At 72.0% G+C, this 20,197-nt stretch carries 21 protein-coding genes; 10 read left to right on the forward strand and 11 right to left on the reverse strand.

What is annotated here, in order from left to right:
• Positions 1-407: 407 nt before the first annotated feature.
• Together ACIO5D_RS36770 and ACIO5D_RS36775 are read left to right on the forward strand one after the other, a co-directional pair.
• Positions 408-746, forward strand: a complete 339-nt coding sequence (locus ACIO5D_RS36770) for a P-II family nitrogen regulator (protein ID WP_363611478.1) — start codon at positions 408-410, stop codon at positions 744-746.
• A gap of 346 nt (positions 747-1,092) precedes the next feature.
• Positions 1,093-2,829, forward strand: coding sequence for a carbohydrate-binding module family 20 domain-containing protein (locus ACIO5D_RS36775; RefSeq protein ID WP_400762443.1), 1,737 nt, complete (start codon positions 1,093-1,095; stop codon positions 2,827-2,829).
• A 52-nt stretch (positions 2,830-2,881) separates the two neighbouring features.
• Here ACIO5D_RS36775 and ACIO5D_RS36780 read toward each other — a convergent pair whose 3' ends face one another.
• Positions 2,882-3,625 (reverse strand): SDR family oxidoreductase, encoded by a 744-nt coding sequence (locus tag ACIO5D_RS36780; RefSeq protein ID WP_363611476.1) that lies wholly within the window; start codon positions 3,623-3,625, stop codon positions 2,882-2,884.
• Between the two features lie 402 nt (positions 3,626-4,027).
• Here ACIO5D_RS36780 and ACIO5D_RS36785 point away from each other — a divergent pair, with 402 nt between their 5' ends.
• The 3 genes from ACIO5D_RS36785 (at position 4,028) to ACIO5D_RS36795 (ending at position 6,685) form a co-directional block, all read left to right on the forward strand.
• A complete protein-coding gene (locus ACIO5D_RS36785) occupies positions 4,028-5,089 on the forward strand; it encodes an alpha/beta hydrolase (RefSeq protein WP_400800586.1) in 1,062 nt (353 codons plus the stop codon).
• Between the two features lie 206 nt (positions 5,090-5,295).
• Positions 5,296-6,048, forward strand: a complete 753-nt coding sequence (locus ACIO5D_RS36790) for a hemerythrin domain-containing protein (protein ID WP_363611472.1) — start codon at positions 5,296-5,298, stop codon at positions 6,046-6,048.
• 265 nt (positions 6,049-6,313) lie between these two features.
• Positions 6,314-6,685, forward strand: a complete 372-nt coding sequence (locus ACIO5D_RS36795) for a hypothetical protein (protein WP_363611470.1) — start codon at positions 6,314-6,316, stop codon at positions 6,683-6,685.
• Between the two features lie 28 nt (positions 6,686-6,713).
• Here ACIO5D_RS36795 and ACIO5D_RS36800 read toward each other — a convergent pair whose 3' ends face one another.
• On the reverse strand, positions 6,714-7,307 hold the full coding sequence (locus ACIO5D_RS36800) for a DUF6891 domain-containing protein (RefSeq protein ID WP_400659050.1): 594 nt from the start codon (positions 7,305-7,307) through the stop codon (positions 6,714-6,716).
• A 64-nt stretch (positions 7,308-7,371) separates the two neighbouring features.
• On the opposite strand from ACIO5D_RS36800, the gene ACIO5D_RS36805 reads away from it, so the two are divergent.
• Positions 7,372-8,334, forward strand: coding sequence for a DUF1152 domain-containing protein (locus tag ACIO5D_RS36805; protein ID WP_400800588.1), 963 nt, complete (start codon positions 7,372-7,374; stop codon positions 8,332-8,334).
• Between the two features lie 63 nt (positions 8,335-8,397).
• On the opposite strand, the gene ACIO5D_RS36810 is transcribed toward ACIO5D_RS36805, so the two are convergent.
• From ACIO5D_RS36810 to ACIO5D_RS36820, 3 genes are all read right to left on the reverse strand, one after another.
• Entirely contained in the window at positions 8,398-8,943 is a 546-nt protein-coding gene (locus ACIO5D_RS36810) for a DUF1707 and FHA domain-containing protein (RefSeq protein ID WP_363611464.1), read from the reverse strand.
• A gap of 145 nt (positions 8,944-9,088) precedes the next feature.
• Entirely contained in the window at positions 9,089-9,643 is a 555-nt protein-coding gene (locus ACIO5D_RS36815; RefSeq protein ID WP_363611460.1) for a DUF1697 domain-containing protein, read from the reverse strand.
• A 323-nt stretch (positions 9,644-9,966) separates the two neighbouring features.
• The gene (locus tag ACIO5D_RS36820) at positions 9,967-10,323 is read right to left on the reverse strand and encodes an arsenate reductase family protein (RefSeq protein WP_400800591.1); all 357 of its coding nucleotides are present in this window, start codon (positions 10,321-10,323) and stop codon (positions 9,967-9,969) included.
• A gap of 149 nt (positions 10,324-10,472) precedes the next feature.
• Here ACIO5D_RS36820 and ACIO5D_RS36825 point away from each other — a divergent pair, with 149 nt between their 5' ends.
• The 3 genes from ACIO5D_RS36825 to ACIO5D_RS36835 all read left to right on the forward strand — a co-directional run bounded on the left by ACIO5D_RS36825 (position 10,473) and on the right by ACIO5D_RS36835 (position 13,663).
• Positions 10,473-11,690 (forward strand): cytochrome P450, encoded by a 1,218-nt coding sequence (locus ACIO5D_RS36825; protein WP_400659045.1) that lies wholly within the window; start codon positions 10,473-10,475, stop codon positions 11,688-11,690.
• A 176-nt stretch (positions 11,691-11,866) separates the two neighbouring features.
• Positions 11,867-12,934, forward strand: a complete 1,068-nt coding sequence (locus tag ACIO5D_RS36830) for a PP2C family protein-serine/threonine phosphatase (protein WP_363611455.1) — start codon at positions 11,867-11,869, stop codon at positions 12,932-12,934.
• A gap of 294 nt (positions 12,935-13,228) precedes the next feature.
• Entirely contained in the window at positions 13,229-13,663 is a 435-nt protein-coding gene (locus ACIO5D_RS36835; RefSeq protein WP_400800594.1) for a VOC family protein, read from the forward strand.
• A 188-nt stretch (positions 13,664-13,851) separates the two neighbouring features.
• Here ACIO5D_RS36835 and ACIO5D_RS36840 read toward each other — a convergent pair whose 3' ends face one another.
• Positions 13,852-14,337: an alpha/beta hydrolase gene (locus ACIO5D_RS36840; protein WP_400800597.1), complete on the reverse strand. Its 486-nt coding sequence runs from the start codon at positions 14,335-14,337 to the stop codon at positions 13,852-13,854.
• 353 nt (positions 14,338-14,690) lie between these two features.
• Entirely contained in the window at positions 14,691-16,103 is a 1,413-nt protein-coding gene (gene glnA, locus ACIO5D_RS36845) for a type I glutamate--ammonia ligase (RefSeq protein WP_363611439.1), read from the reverse strand.
• A gap of 253 nt (positions 16,104-16,356) precedes the next feature.
• Here glnA and ACIO5D_RS36850 point away from each other — a divergent pair, with 253 nt between their 5' ends.
• Positions 16,357-16,824, forward strand: a complete 468-nt coding sequence (locus tag ACIO5D_RS36850) for an RDD family protein (RefSeq protein ID WP_363611437.1) — start codon at positions 16,357-16,359, stop codon at positions 16,822-16,824.
• A 95-nt stretch (positions 16,825-16,919) separates the two neighbouring features.
• Here the strand turns inward: ACIO5D_RS36850 and ACIO5D_RS36855 are convergent, their stop codons facing one another.
• The 4 genes from ACIO5D_RS36855 to lipB form a co-directional block, all read right to left on the reverse strand.
• On the reverse strand, positions 16,920-17,618 hold the full coding sequence (locus ACIO5D_RS36855) for a DUF4191 domain-containing protein (protein WP_400659022.1): 699 nt from the start codon (positions 17,616-17,618) through the stop codon (positions 16,920-16,922).
• A 182-nt stretch (positions 17,619-17,800) separates the two neighbouring features.
• Positions 17,801-17,998 (reverse strand): hypothetical protein, encoded by a 198-nt coding sequence (locus ACIO5D_RS36860; RefSeq protein WP_400800599.1) that lies wholly within the window; start codon positions 17,996-17,998, stop codon positions 17,801-17,803.
• Between the two features lie 271 nt (positions 17,999-18,269).
• On the reverse strand, positions 18,270-19,226 hold the full coding sequence (locus tag ACIO5D_RS36865; RefSeq protein ID WP_363611431.1) for a lipoyl synthase: 957 nt from the start codon (positions 19,224-19,226) through the stop codon (positions 18,270-18,272).
• A 128-nt stretch (positions 19,227-19,354) separates the two neighbouring features.
• Entirely contained in the window at positions 19,355-20,152 is a 798-nt protein-coding gene (gene lipB / locus ACIO5D_RS36870; RefSeq protein WP_400800602.1) for a lipoyl(octanoyl) transferase LipB, read from the reverse strand.
• Positions 20,153-20,197 lie beyond the last annotated feature (45 nt).

Consider the following 20,197-nt stretch of genomic DNA (forward strand, 5'->3'; position numbering starts at 1 on the left):
CCTACGCGGGCCAGACGGTCACCCTGAAGTTCGCCGGCACCGAGGACGTCTCGCTGCAGACCAGCTTCGTGATCGACGACACCGCGATCACCACCGGCTGACCCGCGGTCAGTAGAACCAGGTAAGACAGGGGCAGGGCCCGGCAGCCACGGCTGCCGGGCCCTGCGGTCGTCCGCGGGGCGCTCCGCCGCCGTTCCGCGGGGTGCTCCGCCGTCGTGGAGTACGGGGCCGGGCCGGGCGATCGACCGGGCGGCGGGCTTCCGTCCGGGCGAGGAACGGCCAACTCACCCCTTCGGGCCTCGCCGCGCACGCGGGGACCGCGTACGATCACGGCGTCCTGGGCCGCGGCGCGACCGCCCACGCCACCACCACCGTGCTCACGCACTCGTCCGACAGGGCCCCTTCGCATGAAGCTGATCACCGCGATCGTCAAGCCGTTCAAGCTGGACGACGTCAAGAACGCACTGCAGGTCATTGGTGTGCACGGACTGACCATCAGCGAGGTCAGCGGGTACGGTCGCCAGCACGGCCACACCGAGGTGTACCGGGGGGCGGAGTACCGGATCGACCTGGTGCCGAAGGCCCGGATCGAGGTGGTGGTGGCGGACGCGGACGCCGAGCGGGTGATCGAGGAGATCGTCCGGGCCGCCCGTACGGGGAAGATCGGCGACGGCAAGGTGTGGGCGATGCCGGTGGAGGACATCATCCGCGTCCGTACCGGTGAGCGCGGTCCGGACGCGGTGTAGGGCCGTTCGGGGCCCTGAGGCCGTTCGGAGCGGGGCCCCGGGCCGACGAATTCGTCGTCGGCCCGGGGCCCCGTCGTCGTGGTCGCCGCGTCCGCGTTCCGGCTGTCCGGGCGGTTGTCCGGGCGGCTGTTCGGGTGGTTGTTCGGCGGCGGACTCCGGGTAAGCGGTGGCCGTCGTGGGCCGGGAGGTCGTAGGCGATCCGGGCCGGGGCTGCGGAAACGTTCCGCCAGGGCTCTTGACGGTCCGTTCCGCCCGCCCTAGGTTCAGCGCTGCAAGTTTCGGCAAGTTTCAGAAACTCTCTGCAGATTGACCCCCGGCTGCCCCACCTCAGCCCCCAGGAGACATCGTGGTCCCCTCCGCCCCCACCCGCCGGCCCGCCCGCGCGGCCGGCGCGCTCACCGCCGCCGCGGCGCTCGCGCTCTCACTCACCGCGGCCTTCGGTGCCGCCCCCGCCGCCCAGGCCGCCCCGCCCGGCGGCAAGGACGTCACGGCGACGCTCTTCGAGTGGCGCTTCGACTCCGTCGCCAAGGCCTGTACCGACACGCTCGGCCCGAAGGGGTACGGCTTCGTCGAGGTCTCGCCGCCCCAGGAACACATCCAGGGCGGCCAGTGGTGGACCTCCTACCAGCCCGTCAGCTACCGGATAGCCGGGCGCCTCGGCGACCGGACGGCCTTCAAGAGCATGATCGACACCTGCCACGCGGCCGGCGTCAAGGTGATCGCCGACTCGGTGATCAACCACATGTCGGCCGGGTCCGGCACCGGCACCGGCGGCACGAACTACACCAAGTACACCTACCCCGGGTACTACCAGGACTGGGACTTCCACTCCTGCCGCACCGCGATCAGCAACTACGCCGACCGCTCCAACGTGCAGAACTGCGAGCTGGTCAACCTCTCCGACCTCGACACCGGCTCCCCGTACGTCCAGCAGACCATCGCCCGCTACCTCGACGACCTCGCCTCGCTCGGCGTCGACGGCTACCGGATCGACGCGGCCAAGCACATCGCCGCCGCCGACCTCGCCGCGATCAAGGCCCGGACGGCCCGCCCCGGCGCGTACTGGGTGCAGGAGGTCATCTACGGCGCGGGCGAGCCGATCCAGCCGTCCGAGTACACCGGCACCGGCGACGTGGACGAGTTCCGCTCCGGGACGTGGCTGAAGAGCGCCTTCCAGGGCGGCCGGATCGCCGACCTCGCCGGCTGGGGCACCGGCCTGCTGCCCGGCGACAAGGCCCGCACCTTCGTCGACAACTGGGACACCGAGCGCAACGGCTCCACCCTGACGTACAAGGACGGCAGCACCTACACCCTGGCCAACGTCTTCCTGCTGGCCCACCCGTACGGCTCGCCCAACGTCTACTCCGGCTACGCCTTCTCCGGTCACGACGACGGCCCGCCGAACGGCGGCACCGTCAACGCCTGCTACGCCGACGGCTGGAACTGCGTCCACGCCTGGCGGCAGGTCGCCAACATGGTGGGCTTCCGTACCGCGGTCGCGGGCACCGGCATCACCAACTGGTGGTCCAACGGCAACAACGCGATCGCCTTCGGCCGGGGCGGCAAGGGCTTCGTGGTGATCAACCGCGAGTCCGGCCCGGTCACCCAGACCTTCCAGACCTCGCTGCCGGCCGGCTCGTACTGCGACGTCCAGCACGGCGACCCGGTCGCGGGCGGCTGCACCGGCCCCTCCTACCAGGTCGGCGCGGACGGCAGGTTCACCGCCACGGTCGGCGCGGGCGACGCCGTCGCGCTGTACGTCGGCGCGGGCGGCGGCAGCACCCCGGTGGGCGGCGGCGCGTCCTTCGCGGTCAACGCCACCACCGGCTACGGCCAGAACCTCTACGTGGTCGGCGGCAACGCCGCGCTCGGCGGCTGGGACACCGGCCGGGCGCTGCCGCTCTCCTCGGCCGCCTACCCGGTCTGGAAGCTGGACGTGGCGCTGCCCGTCGGCACCGCCTTCGAGTACAAGTACCTCCGCAAGGACGCCGCCGGCGCCGTGACCTGGGAGTCCGGGGCCAACCGCGCCGCGACGGTGCCGGCCTCGGGGCGGGTGACCCTGAACGACACCTGGCGGCCGTAGGGCCGGGCCGGCGGCCGCTCCACCCCCGGGCAGGACGGCCGCCGGCCCGTGCTCAGCCCCGGCCGATGTACGGCATGGCCGTCGCCATCACCGTGGCGAACTGCACGTTCGCCTCCAGCGGCAGCCCGGCCATGTGCCGTACCGTCCGGGCCACATCGGCGACGTCCATGGTCGGCTCGACCGCGATCCGGCCGTCCGCCTGCCGTACCCCCACGCTCATCGCCGCCGTCATGTCGGTGGCGGCGTTGCCGATGTCGATCTGCCCGCAGGCGATCCGGTACGGGCGGCCGTCCAGCGACAGCGACTTGGTCAGCCCGGTGACGGCGTGCTTGGTCGCGGTGTAGGCGATCGACTGCGGGCGCGGCGCGTGCGCCGAGACCGAACCGTTGTTGATGATCCGGCCGCCCTGCGGGTCCTGGGCCTTCATGAGCCGGAACGCGGCCCGCGCGCAGAGGAAGGCCCCGGTCAGATTGAGGTCGACCACGGCCCGCCACTCGGCGATGTCCAGTTCGTCGACCGGCGCGGGCGCGCCGAAGGTGCCGGCGTTGTTGAACAGCAGGTCGAGCCGGCCGAAGCGCCCGGCGGTCTCGTCGAAGAGGGCGTCCACCGCCGCCGGGTCGGTGACGTCGGTCGGCACCACGGCGGCGGCGGTGCCGCTCAGCCGGGCCGTTCCGCGCAGCGGTTCGGACCTCCGCCCGGCGAGCACCAGCTGCCAGCCGGCGGCGGCCAGCTCCAGCGCCACGGCGCGGCCCACCCCGCTGCCGGCTCCGGTGACGACGGCGATCTGCTGGGGCATGGTGGGCTCCACGGGTCTCGGGCGGCTGCCCCGATCGTTCCCGATCCCGGGCTCCGTGTCACTGCTGGAAGGGCCCGGGGGCCCGGCCCGTTCTCCCCGGCCGGGCTTTCCCCGGCCGTGCCCCCCCGGACGGCGGGGGGCGACCCCCGCCGTCCGGCAGGGGCGGCCGCGGGCCTTTACCCGATCGGGGACAAACATTGGATCGACGCTGGCCCTGGCGCAACCGGCCCGCCCCGGCCCACGTCATAAGATCGCAGGACGGCGCACCACCGCGAGGGACGGCGCGCCGCCGTTCCGGGGACCGCTGTACGATGCCGCGCCCCGGGCCTGTCCGGCCCCACCCGGGGGCCGCCGCCCGGCTCCCGACGGAGCGGGCGTGACACTGGTCGGAGAGTTCTCACCGTGCAGCCGCAGTCCACCCGTTTCCGCGCCGTTCTGACCGGTGCCGCCGCCTTCACCCTGGCCGCCTCGCTGGCCGCCTGTGGCAGTACGGACGGCAGTGGGAAAGGGGACGGCGTCAAGGCCGAGGGCAAGGCGGGCGCGAGCGGGACGGCCGCCCCGGGCACCCCGGCCGGAGGCAGCACCTCCGCCGCGCCCACCAGTGCCGCCCCGGCCGCCCCGAGCAAGGTGCTGATGCCCACCGGACCGTCCGCCGCCCTCTCGAAGGCCCGCGACACCGGCGCCGGCCAGATCATGGTGACCACGCTGAACGGCCCCAAGTCGGGCGTCTCCGGCCGGGTCTGGGTCTGGCTGCCGCCCGAGTACAACGACCCGAAGTTCGCCAGGACCGGTTTCCCCGTCCTCACCCTCTACGCGGGCGGCCAGAGCAACGGCTACAACACCTGGACCGACAACCAGCTGCCGATCCAGGAGATCGACGCCGAGCTGTCCAAGGCCGGCAAGGCGCACCCGTTCATCATGATCATGCCGGTCCAGAACCTCGAGGCCGACGAGAAGAAGGCCCTGGAGTGCGCCGACATCCCCGGGCAGCCCAAGATGGGCACCTGGATGGCCGAGGACATCCCGGACTTCGTCCGCGCCAACTTCCGTACGGTCAAGGGCCGCGACGGCTGGGGCCTGATGGGCGCCTCCACCGGTGCGTTCTGCAGCGCCAAGCTCGCCCTCCAGCACCCGGACACGTTCAAGGCCGCCGTGCCGATCGACGGCTACTTCAACCCGGACTCGCCGCTCTGGAAGGGCCACGACGCCGAGCGGCTGGCCAACAGCCCCGACGTGCTGGTCGCCCAGGGCAAGGCCGACGTGAAGATGCTCGCCACCGCGGGCGGCGCCAACGCCTACGAGACGAAGCTGGTCAAGGCCTGGGTCGCCAAGGCCGCCGCGCCGCTGTCCGTCGAGTACTACGAGCAGGCGGGCGGCAAGCACCTCACCAGCGACTTCAAGAAGATGATCCCGGACATGCTGCAGTGGCTGACCAGGAACCTGGCCGGCCCGGCCGCCGACTGACCGCCGGGACGGGGCCCGCCGGCCGGTCGTCACCGGCCGGCGGGCCCTCCGCGGGCGATTGCGGGCCGTCTGCGGGCCGGCCGCGGCGGGCTTCCGGAAGGCCGTTGACCTGCACGTCAATCGGACATTGATTCGCCTCTGATCGACTGTGACCACTGTGGTGGGACCGCGTTCCTCCAACCGTGCCAAGTCGTGAAGAGAGTGCCATGCCGAGCTACCTGCTGCCCGTCGCCTCCCCGTCCGTTCCCGCCCAGGCGGGTCCGCAGCACGAGCGGGCCGCCGAGGAGCCGGAAACCGTGCGGTTCGCCGGGCTGCGGCTGGTCCACAGCGCGCTCCGCCGTGACCTGGCCCGGCTGCCCAACGCGCTGCGGCTGCTCCAGCCCGGCGAGGACGACAAGGGGGCGGCGCTACTACGGCACTGGAACTTCGTCACCGCGATGCTGACCTGCCACCACGAGCAGCAGGACACCCGGATCTGGCCGATCGCGCGCCGCTTCGCCCCTGAACTGCGGCTGCTGCTCAACTGGCTGGAGGCCGACCACCACAACCTCGACCACTCCTTCACCCGGGTCACCACCCTGGTGCGGATCGCCAGCCGGGACGCGGGCAGCGTCTGGCCGGTCGCCTACGCGATGGAGGACCTGGCGGCCCGGCTGGAGACGCATCTGCGGATCGAGGAGCGTCAGCTGCTGCCGGGGATGGAGCGGGTGTTCCCCGTCTCCTCCCGGGTCGGCGGCCTGCCCGAGTTCCTGGAGCTGCTCTGCGCGGCCGACGGCCCGGGTACCGCCGACGCGCTGGCCTGGCTGCTGGACGAGGTCGAGCCGTCGCTGGTCGAGCGTCTGCTGGCCGACTGCGACGACGACGTGGCCCGCAACTGGCCGCACTGGCAGGCCACCTACCAGCGCTGCACCGCTCCGCTCTGGGGCCCGGTCGACGGTTGGGGCGCCGCCTTCGAGTGACCGGGGGCTCTTTCGCGGGCCCTTGATCTACGCGCGTGGCACATGCCTCGGCGCGGTGCCCGTGGCCTATGCCGCAGTCCTGTGTCGCAGTCCTGTGGCGGAGCTCCGCGCAGAGCCTGTGGTGAGCTCCAACTCCCGTACCCCCTAGGGGATTCGACCCACTCGCCTCGGGGTCACGGCCGTCCGGCCACTCCGGGCCCGGCCAGGGGGCGCGTACCGCCGGCGACCGATGGCGCCGTACGGCCCGCCGCCTACCGTCGAAGCCATGACCACCGCGACCACTCCGCGCCCCGCCCGGATCCGTTCGGCCGCTCTCGCGGTCGGTGCCGTCCTGCTGATCGGCACCGGACTCACCGCCTGCAAGGCGTCCGCCTCACTCTGCACCAACGACAACAGCTGCGATGTCGTCGTCCGCACCGAGGGTGGCGACTCCACCCACACCGTCGAGGTCTTCGGCGGCGACAAGACCGTCAAGCTGACGGTCAGTCACATCACCGACACATCGGCCGAGGTGAAGCTCGGCGACGAGAGCAAGACCGTCACCGAGGACACCGAGACGGCCATCGGCAAGGCGAAGGTCGTACTCCGCAATGCCAACGCGGGCGACCACTACGCCGAACTCCACGTCAGCCGCTGACCGGTGGTGCCCGCTGAGGGTGCCGGCCCTACTCGGGCAGGCGGTTGAGCCAGGCCAGCGGGGTGACGGTGATCGCGTTGCTCGGTGAACCGTCCCACTCCACCGGCAGGCCCACGGCCTCCAGCGCCGCCACCACCTCCCGGCCGATCTCCGCCGTCCGGCGCTCCGACAGCGCGGTCGGCTCCTCGGTGGTACGGAACCCGCCGTACCGCAGCGTCAGCCCGTGCCCGGCGGCCGCCGCCTCGGTGTCCTGCTGGTGGAAGAAGACGAACCCGCGCGAGTCCTCGTCGGCCTCGCCGCCGATCTCCTCGTACCCGCAGCTCCCGCAGCAGGTGAAGTCCATCGCCGCGACGATGCCCTGCTCCTCCAGCGCGTCGAAGGCCTCCTCCAGCCGGTCCACGTCCGTGGTCTCCGGCCAGGACGCCTGCTCGGCCAGCCGCTCCTGCCACAGCGGAGCGACGATCCGCTCCGCCTCCTCCTGGGTCACCCCCTGGTCGTCGAGTTCATCGACCAGGGACTCGGCTATCTCGTCCGGTTCCTGGAAGCCGCACCGGATCAACTCGCGGGCACGCTCCTCGGCGTCGCGCAGCACATCGGGGGTGAGAGCCGTCTCCTGCTTCATGCCCGCATCCTCGCACCCGGCACTGACAACCGCGCCGGCCGGGGGCCGCTGCTACCCTCCCTCGGTGACCGCTCTGCTCGAACCCCCGCTGATCACCCGTCTGCTGGCCGCCGAGCGCATTCTGATCGCCGGTGCCGGAGGCGGCTTCGACGTGTACGCGGGACTGCCGATCGCCCTCGCCCTGCGCGCGGCCGGCAAGGAGGTGCACCTCGCCAACCTCTCCTTCAGCCACCTCTACGGACTGCCCACCGACGTCTGGCTGGAGCCCGACGTGGCCCGGATCCGCCCCGACACCGCTGCCCCCGAGGGGTACTTCCCGGAGCGCACCCTGGCGCGCTGGCTGCACCGGCACGGCATGCCCGACAGCGTCTGGGCGTTCGCCGCGGTCGGGGTCAAGCCCCTGCGGGACGCCTACCGGGCGCTCGCCGGCCACCTCGGCGTCGACGCGATCCTGCTGGTCGACGGCGGCACCGACATCCTGATGCGCGGCGACGAGTCGGGGCTCGGCACTCCCGAGGAGGACATGGCGAGCCTCGGTGCGGTCGCCGGGCTCGACGGGATACCCGAGCGGCTGGTCGCCTGTCTGGGCTTCGGCATCGATGCCTTCCACGGGGTCAACCACGCACTGGTGCTGGAGAACCTCGCCGCTCTCGATCGCGCGGGCGGCTATCTCGGCGCCTTCTCGATCCCGCGGGACAGCCGGGAGGGCGCGCTCTACCTGGACGCGGTCGAGCACGCCCGGGCCGCCTTCCCCGAACACCCCAGCATCGTCAACGGCTCGGTGGCGGCCGCCCTGCGCGGCGAGTTCGGCGATGTCCGGTTCACCGACCGGACCGGGCGGAGCCCGCTCTTCGTCAATCCGCTGATGACGCTCTACTTCGGCGTCACCGTCGAGGCCCTGGCCGCCGAGCACCGCTATCTGGACCTGATCGAGCACACCGTGCTGATGCGTCAGATCAGCTCCGTCATCGAGGAGTTCCGCGACGGCCTGCCGGCCCAGCGGCCGCCCCGCCAGTTCCCGCACTGACCGCGCCGGCCACGCCGGCCGCACTGACCGCTCACCGGAATCACCGTTCAGGCCGCGCCGGTCTCAGCCCGCCGCGAGCCGGAACTCCAGGTTCCCGAACCGCACCTGGTCACCCGGCCGCACCCGTACCCCGCCCGCGATCCGAAGGCCGTTCACATGCGTGCCGTTGGTGGAGCCGAGGTCGTACAGCACCCAGCCACCGCCCTCGTGCCGCAGCTCGGCGTGCTGCCGGGACACCGAGGCGTCGAGCAGCCGCAGTCCCGAGCCGGGGATCCGGCCGATCGTCAGCTGCCGCGCCCCGGCCTGCGGCAGACTCAGCCCCGGCAGCCGCTCCAGCCGCCAGGCTCCGCGCAGCCGCGCCCCGAACGAGGAGATCCAGCCCACCGTCCGCAGCACGAACCGCCCGACCGGGTTCCCGGCCGGCAGGCCCGCCACCGCCGCGTCAAGCTCGGCCCGGCTGCCGGCGTGCAGCACGATCTCCATCCTCCCGAGGAAGGTGTCGTGCGACAGCCGTCCGCTGCCCGCGCCGTCCCGCAGGACCCCCAGAGCCTGCTCCCGCTCGGCCTCGGACGGCCGGACCACATGTGTCCGGATCTCAGGAGACGTCATGGCCCGATTGTCGGCTCAGCCGCACCCACCTGTCCAGATTCCCGGGACCGCCGGGACACCGTGAACCCGGTGCCCAGGCTCAGGCTCCCGGGCCCGCGCCCGACCGGGGCCGGACCGGGGCAAGAGGATCTCCAGGGGCCGGGTGTCAGGTCTTCCTGGCCGCTGCCAGGATCTTGGCGGTGGTGTGCAGAAAACGGGAGGTGCTCAGCCCCGGGTAGGACGGGCCGAAGAGCGTGCCGGGGTTGGTGTTCATCCGGCCGCCCCGCAGGTGGATCACCACGTAGGCGGTACCGGGATCGGCGCCGACGACCTCGTAGTCGCCCTTCGGCGAGGTGAACGGGACGGTGAGGTCCACGGGCAGCGGCTCGGAGAGGAAGACCACCATCAGCCGGACGTCCGGGGTGGCCTCGATGCCCGCGAACGGCTCGGCGTCGAGCAGGGCCGCCACCTCCTCGACGGTGCGCAGCAGCACCGGGACGGGGTAGCCGAGCGCGTCGGCCAGGTGCTCCTCGATCCGCCGGGTCAGCGCGGCACGGTCCGGCTCGTCGGTGCTGAAGAAGACGTTGCCGCTCTGGATGTACGAACGGACGCCGCCGAGGCCGAGCTCGGCGAAGAGCGCCCGCAACCGCTCCATGGTCACCGTCCGCCCGCCGACGTTGATCGCCCGCAGGAACGCGATGTACGTGGTCGTGGTGGTCACCCGGCCAGTCTGGCAGCGGGCACCGACAACGCCGCCGTCCGCGCCTGCCCGCCGCGGTCCGCCCATGCCACCTGCCCGGGCCGTCCGCTTCACCGCCGTCCGCCCGCCTGTCCGGCGGATCCGGCGGAGCCGCCGCCCAGCCCGTTCCACGCCTTCCGGCTGGAGCTGGAACAGGTGGTGCACACGACCGTGGGCGACGGCCACCTGTGGATCACGTCCTGGCACCCGGGCGGAGCCCGTGCGGCGGCTCCCGGCGTGCGCGGGGGCCGGTGCCGTGGAGCCCGTCGGATCAGCGGGCCCGGCGGAGTTCCACAGGACCGGCCCTACGGCAGGACGGACTTGACGGCCTCGGGGGTCCGGGCCACGACGGCGTGACCGTCGTCCGCGGTGATGATCGGGCGCTGGAGCAGGATCGGGTGCTCGGCCATCGCGGCGATCCACCGCGCCCGGTCGCCCGGCTCCCTGGTCCACTGCTTCATGCCCAGGTCCTTGGCGGCCTGCTCGTCGAGCCGGGTGATGTCCCACGGCTCCAGCCCCAGCCGCTCCAGCACCTGCTCCAGCTCGGCGGCGCTGGGCGGGTCCTCCAGGTAGCGCCGCACGGTGAACTCGGCGCCGACGGCCGTCAGCTCGCCGAGCGCCGCCCGACACTTCCCGCAGCGCGGGTTGATCCAGATCTCCATGCGGTCAGGGTACCGACCGCGGCCCCGCCCGGCGGCGAACCCGGACGGCGGCGGCCCTGCCAGGCGGCGAACCCGGGCGGCCGGGGAACTCCGGCGCCTCCACCGGAGGTTTATCCGGGCGGGGGCAGAGCCTGGGGAGGGAGCACCGGATGGACGGCGCGGCGATCATCGAGCAGTTGCTGACGCGGGAGGGCAGGGCGGACCCGTACCCGCTGTACGCGAGGGCGCACGAGCTCGGCGCCGCGGTGCCCGCCGGGCCGGGCACCGTCCTGGCGATCGGGCACGCGGCGGTCGACGCGGTGCTGCGCGACCCCGGTTTCGGCGTCACCGGCGCCGAGCCGCGGGAGGACCTGGACGCCGAGTACGCCCGGCACCCGTCGCTGGCCCTGTTCGGCCGCTCGATCCTGGAACGCAACGCGCCCGACCACGCCCGGGTCCGCTCGCTGATCGCCTCGGTCTTCACCGCCCGCCGGGTCGCCGCACTGCGGCCGGCCGTCGAGGCGGCGGTCGGCCGGCTGCTCGACGAGATGGCCGAGCAGGGCGCCGACGGCTCGCCCGTCGACTTCATGGACGCCTTCGCCTTCCGGCTGCCGGTCGGAGTGATATGCGAACTGCTCGGCGTCCCCGAGCGGGACCGCTACCGCTTCCGGGGCCTGGCCTCGGACCTCACCGTCGCCCTGGAGTTCATCCAGGACTTCGCCGAGCTGGCCGCCGCCGACGAGGCCGCCGGTGAACTGGCCGGCTACTTCACCGCACTCGCCGCCGAGCGGCTCGCCCGCCCCCAGGACGACCTGGTCAGCGACCTCGTCCGGATCTCCGTCGACGACCCGGACCGGCTCTCCGGCCAGGAACTGCTGGCCAACCTGGTGCTGCTGCTGGTGGCCGGCTTCGAGACCACCACCAACCTGCTGGGCAACGGGCTCGCCCAGCTCTTCCGCCACCCCGGGGTGGCGGACGGCCTGCGCACCGGAGCGGTCACCCCGGCCGCCTTCACGGACGAGGTGCTGCGCTACGACTCCCCGGTCCAGCTCACCTCGCGGATCGCCCGCACCGAGGGCCTGACCGTCGAGGGGCTGGCCGCGCCGCCCGGCACCCTGGTGGTCGTCCTGCTCGCCGCGGCCAACCACGACCCGGCCCGTCACCACCGCCCGGAGGTCTTCGACCCGGGCCGCCCCGACAGCCGGCCGCTCAGCTTCGGCGGCGGGCCGCACTACTGCCTGGGCGCCCAGCTGGCCCGGCTGGAGGCCGAGGTCGCCGTGCGGGCCCTGCTCGACCGCTTCCCCCGGCTCGCCCCCGGCGGCGTCGCCACCCGGCGGGACCGCCTGCTGCTGCGCGGCTTCGACACCCTGCCGGTCACCGTCCGCTGACCGCCCCTGACCGGGGGCGTTCGGCCCAAGGGGCCGGGACCAAAGCATGGGGTCACAGGGCCGTCGGTAAGGGAACATGGAGGGACGAAACCGGTCATCCCGGACCGGTTCGCGAGGAGGTCCCCGCCGTGCCCGCAGCGCCTCGCCCGCCCCGGTCGGCGCCCGTGGAACCGAGTGTGCCGCGCTGGGTCCTCTGGCTGCCCTTCGTGCTGCTGGTGCTCGACCTGGTGGCGGAGGCGATCGTCCCGGACGCGGTCGCGGCCGGCTTCCTGCTGACCGCGCTGCCGGTGGTGGTGGCGTTCAGCTACGGGCCGGTCATGACCGCCTCGGCGACCGGCGGCGCCCTGGTGCTCCAGATCGCGCTGGCCATGCGGGCCGGGCACCTCGACGAGCAGCACCACGTCTGGGTCTACATCTCCACGCTGCTGGCCGGGGTGATGGGCACCGCCCTGTCCTGGCAGCGGATCCGGCAGAACCGCCATCTGCTGCGCGTCCGCACGGTCGCCGAGACGCTCCAGCGCACGGTGCTGCGCCCGGTCCCCGAGCGGGCCGGCGGCCTGCGGGTGGCGGGTCTCTACCGCCCGGCCCAGGCCGAGGTGCTGGTCGGCGGGGACCTGTACGAGGTGTGCGACACCCGCTTCGGGGTCCGGGTCCTGCTCGGCGACGTCCGGGGCAAGGGCCTGGGCGCGGTCCGGACGGTGGCGGACGTGCTCGGCGCCTTCCGCGCGACCGCGCACGACACCGCCGACCTGGTCGAACTCGCCGAGCAGCTGGACCGCGCGGTGCTGCGCGACGCCGCCGACCGCGGGGACGACGAGCTGTTCGTGACGGCCGTCCTGGTCCAGTACCGGCCCGGCTCCGACTGCGTGGAGATCATCAACCGGGGCCATGTCGCCCCGCTGCTGCTCTCCGGCCGCACCATCGCCCCGGTCGTCTGCCCGGACGAACTGCCGCTCGGCCTCGGCCACCTCCGCTCCATGGACCCGCCCCCCAAGCCCACGGCCGTGGCCCTGCCACCGGGCCACACCCTGCTGCTCTACACCGACGGCGTCAGCGAGGCCCGCGACGCCGTCGGCGCCTTCTACCCGCTGGCCCGCCGGCTGGCCCTCCTCGGCAGCACCGCCCCGGACGTCCTGGTCTCCTTCCTCGCCCAGGACGTCCACGACTACGCCCGCCTGCTCGCCGACGACCTCGCCGTCCTCGCCCTCACCCCCGCCCCGGCCGCCCGCCCTCCGCGCTCATGAGGGGCTCGCACACCGCGAAGCCCCCGCCCGGCCAGGGGAACGAATCGCAGCTCCTGGCCGCTGTCCGCGTCGGACGGCACGGCTGCTCTCAGGCATGTCAGGCACGGTCCCGGTGCGCAGACGGAAAATTGGTTGAGCCTCGGGTGGCCAGGTGGCAGGCTTGCCCGCCGTGACCGAGATCACCAAGTCGCACGACGACGAGGTGGACATCGATGCATCCCTGGCGGCGCGTCCGCTCTCCACGAGGCGATGACATCCGGGGTCTCGGTGAACAGCACGCGTTACGGAGGACGGATGTCATCGATCAAGCAGTTCCAAGTCACCTTCGACTGCGCGGAACCTGAGCGCGTCGCCCGTTTCTGGTGCGAGGTGCTGGGGTACGTCGTACCGCCGCCACCGGAGGGGTTCGCCACGTGGGACGATTTCAATCGCTCGCTGCCGCCTGAGCGCCAGGGTTCAGCGTTTGTCTGCATGGATCCCTCAGGTGTGGGCCCGCGAATGTACTTCCAGCGCGTTCCCGAAGGCAAGGCCGTCAAGAATCGGCTGCATCTCGACGTGCGGGTCGGCACCGGGCTCGTGGGCGAAGAGCGCCTCGCCACACTCGAGGCCGAGTGCGCGCGACTGGTCGCGCTCGGTGCGGTGCGCGTGCAGCTACTGCGTGCCGATGGCGTCAATGAGTCGTGCATCGTGATGCAGGACATCGAGGGCAACGAGTTCTGCCTCGACTGAGGAGCCGCGAACGCGTCCTCCTTCTGTCCCCGTTTTGCCCAGGACGAAGAACCGCCCCGACCTGTCAGGGCGCTGCGGTGCCTCCCGCACCGCCCGGCGACGGATTCCGAACCTCCGGCCGAGCGCCCGGACACTCGTACCCTCAAGCCGCGTGTCCCGCCGGATCGCGGCGAACATCTCCACCTCGGTCATCCGTGCCATCTGCGCTCCTTGAACCCGGAGCGCAGATGGCGTCCCACCGCGGCCTCTCCGGTGGGGGCCAGCACAGGTCCTTGGGCGGCCAGGAAGTCACTCACCTTGGCGATGACCTCGCGCTGCCACGCCTGCGACTGCGGGTGCGCGTACGTGGGGTCATCGTGGACCGCGAAACCGTGCTGCGCGCCTTCGAGTTCGTACAGCTCCGCCCCGGCGCCGAACAGCGGCCCGTACCGGCGGGAAAGCTCAACAGGCACGAACGTGTCCTTCGTGCCGTGGACGATGAGGACGGGGACGCGGACGGCGGCGCAGATGGCTTCGGGTTCCAGGAAGAAGACTTCGTTGAGGAGGCCCCGGCCGGTCTCGAACGGCTGGCGGACGGAGAACCCGCGCCCGTCCAGCTTCGCGGCGCGTTCCTCCGACAGGTAGTCCTCGCTCCAGCCGGCCTGGTCGGTGATGAATCGGTTCCGGTAGTCCATGCAGATGGTAGCCACTTGACCATCGCCGAGGGCCGCGCTCACGTGACTCAACCTCGCTCCGATCGGCGCGGAGTCCGGAAACGACTAAGCCCCGTCTCCGGCTACAGCAGGAGACGGGGCTTCGGAGCGATCGTTCGGCAGATCTCGTATCAGGTCGGAACGCGAAGATCCGCCTGCGGCTTCCGCATCGTCGCGGCCCTCCGCGCCATGATCCTGCTCTGCTTGGCCGGTTACGCCCGGCCCCTACCCGGACGCACCTGACCAACGCCCGTCAGGACCCGCAGAAGGGAACGAAGAGCCCTTTTTCTGGGGGCACTGTCGGCTGCCCGCAATACCCCACCTTGCCCCGCCTCTTACAGGTCGTAGTACAGCTCGAACTCGTGCGGGTGCGGCCGCAGCGCGATCGGGGCGATCTCGTTGGTGCGCTTGAAGTCGATCCAGGTCTCGATGAGGTCGGGGGTGAAGACGTTGCCCGCGAGCAGGTACTCGTGGTCGGCCTCCAGGGCCTCCAGCACGGCCGGCAGCGAGGACGGCACCTGCGGCACGTTGGCGTGCTCCTCGGGCGCCAGCTCGTAGAGGTCCTTGTCGACCGGCTGTAGCGGCTCGATCTTGTTCTTGATGCCGTCGAGGCCGGCCATCAGCATGGCGGCGAAGGCCAGGTACGGGTTGGACGACGGGTCCGGTGCGCGGAACTCGATGCGCTTGGCCTTGGCGTTGGAGCCGGTGATCGGGATGCGGATCGCGGCGGAGCGGTTGCGCTGCGAGTACACCAGGTTGACCGGTGCCTCGAAGCCCGGCACCAGGCGGTGGTAGGAGTTCACCGAGGGGTTGGTGAACGCCAGCAGCGAGGCGGCGTGCTTGAGCAGGCCGCCGATGTAGTAGCGCGCGGTGTCGGAGAGCCCGGCGTAGCCCTGCTCGTCGTAGAAGAGCGGCGAGCCCTCGGTCCACAGCGACTGGTGGACGTGCATCCCGGAGCCGTTGTCGCCGAAGATCGGCTTGGGCATGAAGGTGGCGGTCTTGCCGTTGCGCCAGGCGACGTTCTTGATGATGTACTTGAACAGCATCAGGTCGTCGGCGGCGTGCAGCAGGGTGTTGAACTTGTAGTTGATCTCGGCCTGGCCGGCGGTGCCGACCTCGTGGTGCTGGCGCTCGACCTCCAGGCCGGCCGCGGCCAGCTCCAGCGACATCTCGGCGCGCAGGTCGGCGAAGTGGTCCACCGGCGGGACGGGGAAGTAGCCGCCCTTGTACTTCACCTTGTAGCCGCGCGCGTCGCCCTCGGCGGAGCCGCTGTTCCAGGCGCCGGCCTCGGAGTCGATGTGGTAGTACGACGCGTTGGCGCTGGTCTCGAACCGCACCGAGTCGAATACGTAGAACTCGGCCTCGGGGCCGAAGAACGCGGTGTCGGCGATGCCGGAGGAGGCGAGGTAGGCCTCGGCCTTCTTGGCGACGTTGCGGGGGTCGCGGCTGTACGCCTCGCCCGTCACCGGGTCCTGGATGAAGAAGTTGATGTTGAGGTGCTTTTCCTTGCGGAACGGGTCCAGGCGGGCCGTGGCCAGGTCCGCGACCAGGGCCATGTCCGACTCGTGGATGGCCTGGAAGCCCCGGATCGACGAACCGTCGAACATCAGGATCTCGGAGGGGTCGAAGGTCGCCGCAGGCACGGAGAAGTGCTGCAGGACGCCCGGGAGATCGCAGAACCGGACATCGATGAACTTCACGTCGTTGTCCTGAATGAACTGCTTCACTTCGGCGGCGTTGTTGAACATCCATCCTCCTCGGCGTGCGAATGGGGCTCACCCTAGGAATGGCCCGTTTCCAACCGGTGACCCGGTCGTTTCCTGAATGTTAACCGCCGTCGTTGAGCGGGCGGCAAAGACGTACGCTCCGGGGCAAAACGCTTGAGCGGCCCGGGCCGGGCCCCTTGAGTGGTCTGGACCACGCGGGAAGCCCGGGCGACGCGATTCACCCTCCGGGGGAGCCGGTGGCGGCCCGGCGGGCCCGCCCGGTTAGTGTGGATTCGTGGACACCAGAGAAGCGTTGGGATCGTGGATCGACGGCCCGAAGGCGGCCGCCGAGAAGATGGGAGCCGACTTCGGCTACCGCGGTGAGCGCCTCGGACTCCCCCAGGAGGGTCCCGGCTCGATCGCCGGCCCCGGCCGCCGGATCGGCGCGCTGTTCGTCGACGGCTGGCTGGTCTCCCTGGTCGCCTACGGGCTGATCGGCAAGGGCACCGCGGCCTCGGCCAACCTCTGGACCACCCCGCTGTTCTTCGCGGTCACCGTGCTGCTGCTCGCCACCGCGGGAACGACCGTCGGCAAGCGGCTGTTCGGTCTGCGGGTGGTCCGGCTCGACGGCGGCCGCGCCACCATCCCGCAGGTGCTGCTGCGCACCCTGCTGCTCTGCCTGCTGGTGCCGGCGCTGGTCTGGGACCGGGACACCCGCGGTCTGCACGACAAGGCGGTCGGCACGGTCGAGGTCCGGATGTAGCCCGGAGGACCGGATCCGGTCCGGCCGGAGAACGTCGAACGGCCCCGCCGCGGAAGTTCCGTGGCGGGGCCGTCTCATGTCAACGGGGGAGGGGGTCAGCGTACCTGGCCGCCCTTGGGCATCCGGGCGCCCTTGGGCATCGGGCCCTTGGGGATCGGCGCCTTGGAGAGCAGGTCGCCCAGCGCGCGCAGCCGGTCGTTGGTCTCGGTGACCTGGGAGGGGGTGATGGCGCGGGGCAGCCGCATCAGGTGGATCTGCAGCTTCTTCAGCGGGACCTCGCCCTCGCCGTTGCCCACCACGATGTCGTGCACCGGCACGTCGCCGACCACACGGGCCATCTTCTTCTTCTCGGAGGCCAGCAGCTGGCGCACCCGGTTCGGGTTGCCCTCGCCGATCAGCGCGATGCCGGCCCGGCCCACGGCGCGGTAGACCGCGTCCTGGTTGCGGGTGACCGCGACCGGGGTCGAACTCGCGCTCCAGCCACGCCGGATGTTGTTCAGCACCGCCGCGACGGCCCCCGGCTGCCCCTCCATCTGTCCGAACGCCGCGCGCTCGGCCCGGCGCCCGAAGACGATCGCCATGGCCAGGAAAGCCACGATGAAGCCCAGGATGCCCAGGTAGACGGGGTGGTCGATCGCGAAGCCGATGGCGAGGAACACGCCGAAGGTCAGCAGGCCGACGCCGGCGATGATCAGGCCGATCTTGGTGTCGACCTTCTTGGTCATGGTGTACGCCGTGCGGATCTGCTTCAGCCGCCCGGGGTTTTCGGATGTTTCCCTCGCCATAACGCTCATGGTACGTGGCGTGGGTACGGGATATCCAAGCCCGGGTACCCGTTCGCCCCGAACCGTGACCCGGAGGCCCGCACGCCGACACGCCGAGGCCGGCCCGGCGCCCACCGCCGTTCGGCCGCCGCACCCGCCCTGACCGGCGGGGACGGCCTGTTCCGGGGCTCGCCGGACCGGCCCTGCAAGCCCTACCGGCGCCCGGACCCCGGCACCGGACCGGCCTGCGGCGCGTCGCGCTCCCGGTCCGCCGCGTACCGGCGGTTCTCGCAGACGGCCGCCCAGGCGTTGCGCCGGGCCTGCCGCTGGCCGCCCGCCAGCAGCACGCTCTCCGCGAGCCGCAGTGCGCTGCCCACCGACCGGATGCCGACCTGCATGTCGACCTGCATGTCGAACAGCTCCCCTCGTGGCTGAGAACAATCCACCGACCGCGCCCGCGAGGGCCTCGTCAGCGGCAACGCTTCCATCGTCACCACCCCGTGTTACCAGCCCGTGACCAGGCAGTCAAAGCGCGATGAACCGAAAGGGGCGGGGCCGAAGCCCCGCCCCTCGGGTGGTTCACGCCGGTTGGCCGAAATCAGCCGCCCGCCCTGACCGCCGCCGTCGGACCGCCGTGGTCGGACCGCCGCCGCCCGGGCCGCCGTGGCCGGACCGCCGCCGTCAGACCGCCGACGCCTGCGCGCGGCGCTCCAGCGCCTGCCGGTACAGCCGCCCGGCCCGGTACGACGAACGCACCAGCGGGCCCGACATGACCCCGGCGAAGCCGAGCTCCTCGGCCTCCTGCTGCAGCTCGACGAACTCCTGCGGCTTGACCCAGCGCTCCACCGGGTGGTGGCGCAGCGAGGGGCGCAGGTACTGGGTGATGGTGATCAGCTCGCAGCCGGCGCCGACCAGGTCGGCCAGCGCCTGGCTGACCTCCTCGCGGGTCTCGCCCATGCCCAGGATCAGGTTGGACTTGGTCACCAGCCCAGCCGCGCGGGCCTGGGTGATGACGTCCAGCGAGCGCTCGTAGCGGAACGCGGGCCGGATCCGCTTGAAGATCCGCGGCACCGTCTCGACGTTGTGCGCCAGCACCTCGGGGCGGGAGGAGAAGACCTCGGCCAGCTGCTCGGGCACCGCGTTGAAGTCGGGGATCAGCAGCTCGACGCCGGTGCGCCCGGCCTCGCGGCCTGCGGTCAGCGCGTGCACCTGGCGCACCGTCTCCGCGTACAGCCAGGAACCGCCGTCGGCCAGGTCGTCGCGGGCGACGCCGGTGATGGTGGCGTAGTTGAGGTCCATGGTGACGATGGACTCGGCGACCCGGCGCGGCTCGTCGCGGTCGAACTCGGCGGGCTTGCCGGTGTCGATCTGACAGAAGTCGCAGCGGCGGGTGCACTGGTCACCGCCGATGAGGAAGGTCGCCTCGCGGTCCTCCCAGCACTCGAAGATGTTGGGGCAGCCGGCCTCCTGGCAGACGGTGTGCAGCCCCTCCTTCTTCACCAGCGACTGGAGGGCGTTGTACTCCGGGCCCATCTTCGCGCGGGTCTTGATCCACTCGGGCTTCCGCTCGATGGGGGTCTCGCTGTTGCGGACCTCCAGGCGGAGCAGCTTCCTGCCGTCGGGTGCGACAGCGGACACGTGCGACTCCTAGAACTAGACGGGGTACCCCCAGGGTACGCCTGTGCTTGTACGGCCTTGGCCGGGCCCGTGGCCCGCAATCGCAGGGCAACAGCGCTACCGGCGGGTAGATTCCCTCGGCCCGGCGTTCAGCGGCCGGGTGCGGGCTCGGGCAGTTCGGCGAACACGGCCGCCAGGTGCTTCTCCACCACGGGCAGCGCCTCGCCGACGGTGAAGTCGCGGGCCAGCTCCGAGGAGACCGAGCCGACGCCCGCGTCGCGGATGCCACAGGGCACGATCCGGTCGAACCAGGTCATGTCCGGGTCGCAGTTCAGCGCGAAGCCGTGCATGGTGACACCGCGCGCGACCCGGACGCCGATCGCGGCGAGCTTGCGGTCGTCGCCGCGCTGGCCGGCGTTGGACGGCGCGTACTCGGGGCCGGCCAGCCGCGGGTCGATGCCCAGCGGCAGGCCCATCCGCAGGGTCAGCTTGCCGATGTCCACCACCTGCGACGGGTCCACCACCGCGTCCGGGATGGTCTCGCCCAGGACCCAGACCCCGCTGCGGCCCTCGACCCGGGAGGTCTCCACGCCGAACTCGCCGCAGGAGCGGATCAGCGCCTCCTCCAGCCGCCGCACGTACGCGACGACGTCCATCGGCTCGGGCAGCTTGACGATCGGGTAGCCGACCAGCTGGCCGGGGCCGTGCCAGGTGATCTCGCCGCCGCGGTTGACCTCGACCACCGGTGTGCCGTCCAGCGGCAGGTCGGCCGGGTTGGTCCGCTTGCCCATCGTGTACACGGGCTGGTGCTCCAGCAGCAGCACGGTGTCGGGGATCTCGTCCGCGACGCGCAGCGCGTGCAGCCGCTGCTGCTCCTCCCAGGCCTCCGGGTAGGGGATCGCCCCCGCGCCTATGCCCATGCGTACGAACCGCACGTTCTCGCTCATGCGTCCACCTTCCCGCGCTCGGTGGCCGCCTCGCGAGACGCGCAC

The sequence above is a fragment of the Kitasatospora sp. NPDC087315 genome, assembly GCF_044744345.1.
In the GTDB taxonomy this organism is placed as follows: domain Bacteria; phylum Actinomycetota; class Actinomycetes; order Streptomycetales; family Streptomycetaceae; genus Kitasatospora.

What these genes read in the sequence shown, in the direction of transcription:
- ACIO5D_RS36770 (WP_363611478.1), top strand. Translation starts at nt 408, where the DNA reads ATGAAGCTGATCACCGCGATCGTCAAGCCGTTCAAGCTGGACGACGTC.
- ACIO5D_RS36780 (WP_363611476.1), bottom strand. Translation starts at nt 3,625, where the DNA reads ATGCCCCAGCAGATCGCCGTCGTCACCGGAGCCGGCAGCGGGGTGGGC.
- ACIO5D_RS36790 (WP_363611472.1), top strand. Translation starts at nt 5,296, where the DNA reads ATGCCGAGCTACCTGCTGCCCGTCGCCTCCCCGTCCGTTCCCGCCCAG.
- ACIO5D_RS36795 (WP_363611470.1), top strand. Translation starts at nt 6,314, where the DNA reads ATGACCACCGCGACCACTCCGCGCCCCGCCCGGATCCGTTCGGCCGCT.
- ACIO5D_RS36800 (WP_400659050.1), bottom strand. Translation starts at nt 7,307, where the DNA reads ATGAAGCAGGAGACGGCTCTCACCCCCGATGTGCTGCGCGACGCCGAG.
- ACIO5D_RS36810 (WP_363611464.1), bottom strand. Translation starts at nt 8,943, where the DNA reads ATGACGTCTCCTGAGATCCGGACACATGTGGTCCGGCCGTCCGAGGCC.
- ACIO5D_RS36820 (WP_400800591.1), bottom strand. Translation starts at nt 10,323, where the DNA reads ATGGAGATCTGGATCAACCCGCGCTGCGGGAAGTGTCGGGCGGCGCTC.
- ACIO5D_RS36825 (WP_400659045.1), top strand. Translation starts at nt 10,473, where the DNA reads ATGGACGGCGCGGCGATCATCGAGCAGTTGCTGACGCGGGAGGGCAGG.
- ACIO5D_RS36835 (WP_400800594.1), top strand. Translation starts at nt 13,229, where the DNA reads ATGTCATCGATCAAGCAGTTCCAAGTCACCTTCGACTGCGCGGAACCT.
- ACIO5D_RS36840 (WP_400800597.1), bottom strand. Translation starts at nt 14,337, where the DNA reads ATGGACTACCGGAACCGATTCATCACCGACCAGGCCGGCTGGAGCGAG.
- glnA (WP_363611439.1), bottom strand. Translation starts at nt 16,103, where the DNA reads ATGTTCAACAACGCCGCCGAAGTGAAGCAGTTCATTCAGGACAACGAC.
- ACIO5D_RS36855 (WP_400659022.1), bottom strand. Translation starts at nt 17,618, where the DNA reads ATGAGCGTTATGGCGAGGGAAACATCCGAAAACCCCGGGCGGCTGAAG.
- ACIO5D_RS36860 (WP_400800599.1), bottom strand. Translation starts at nt 17,998, where the DNA reads ATGCAGGTCGACATGCAGGTCGGCATCCGGTCGGTGGGCAGCGCACTG.
- lipB (WP_400800602.1), bottom strand. Translation starts at nt 20,152, where the DNA reads ATGAGCGAGAACGTGCGGTTCGTACGCATGGGCATAGGCGCGGGGGCG.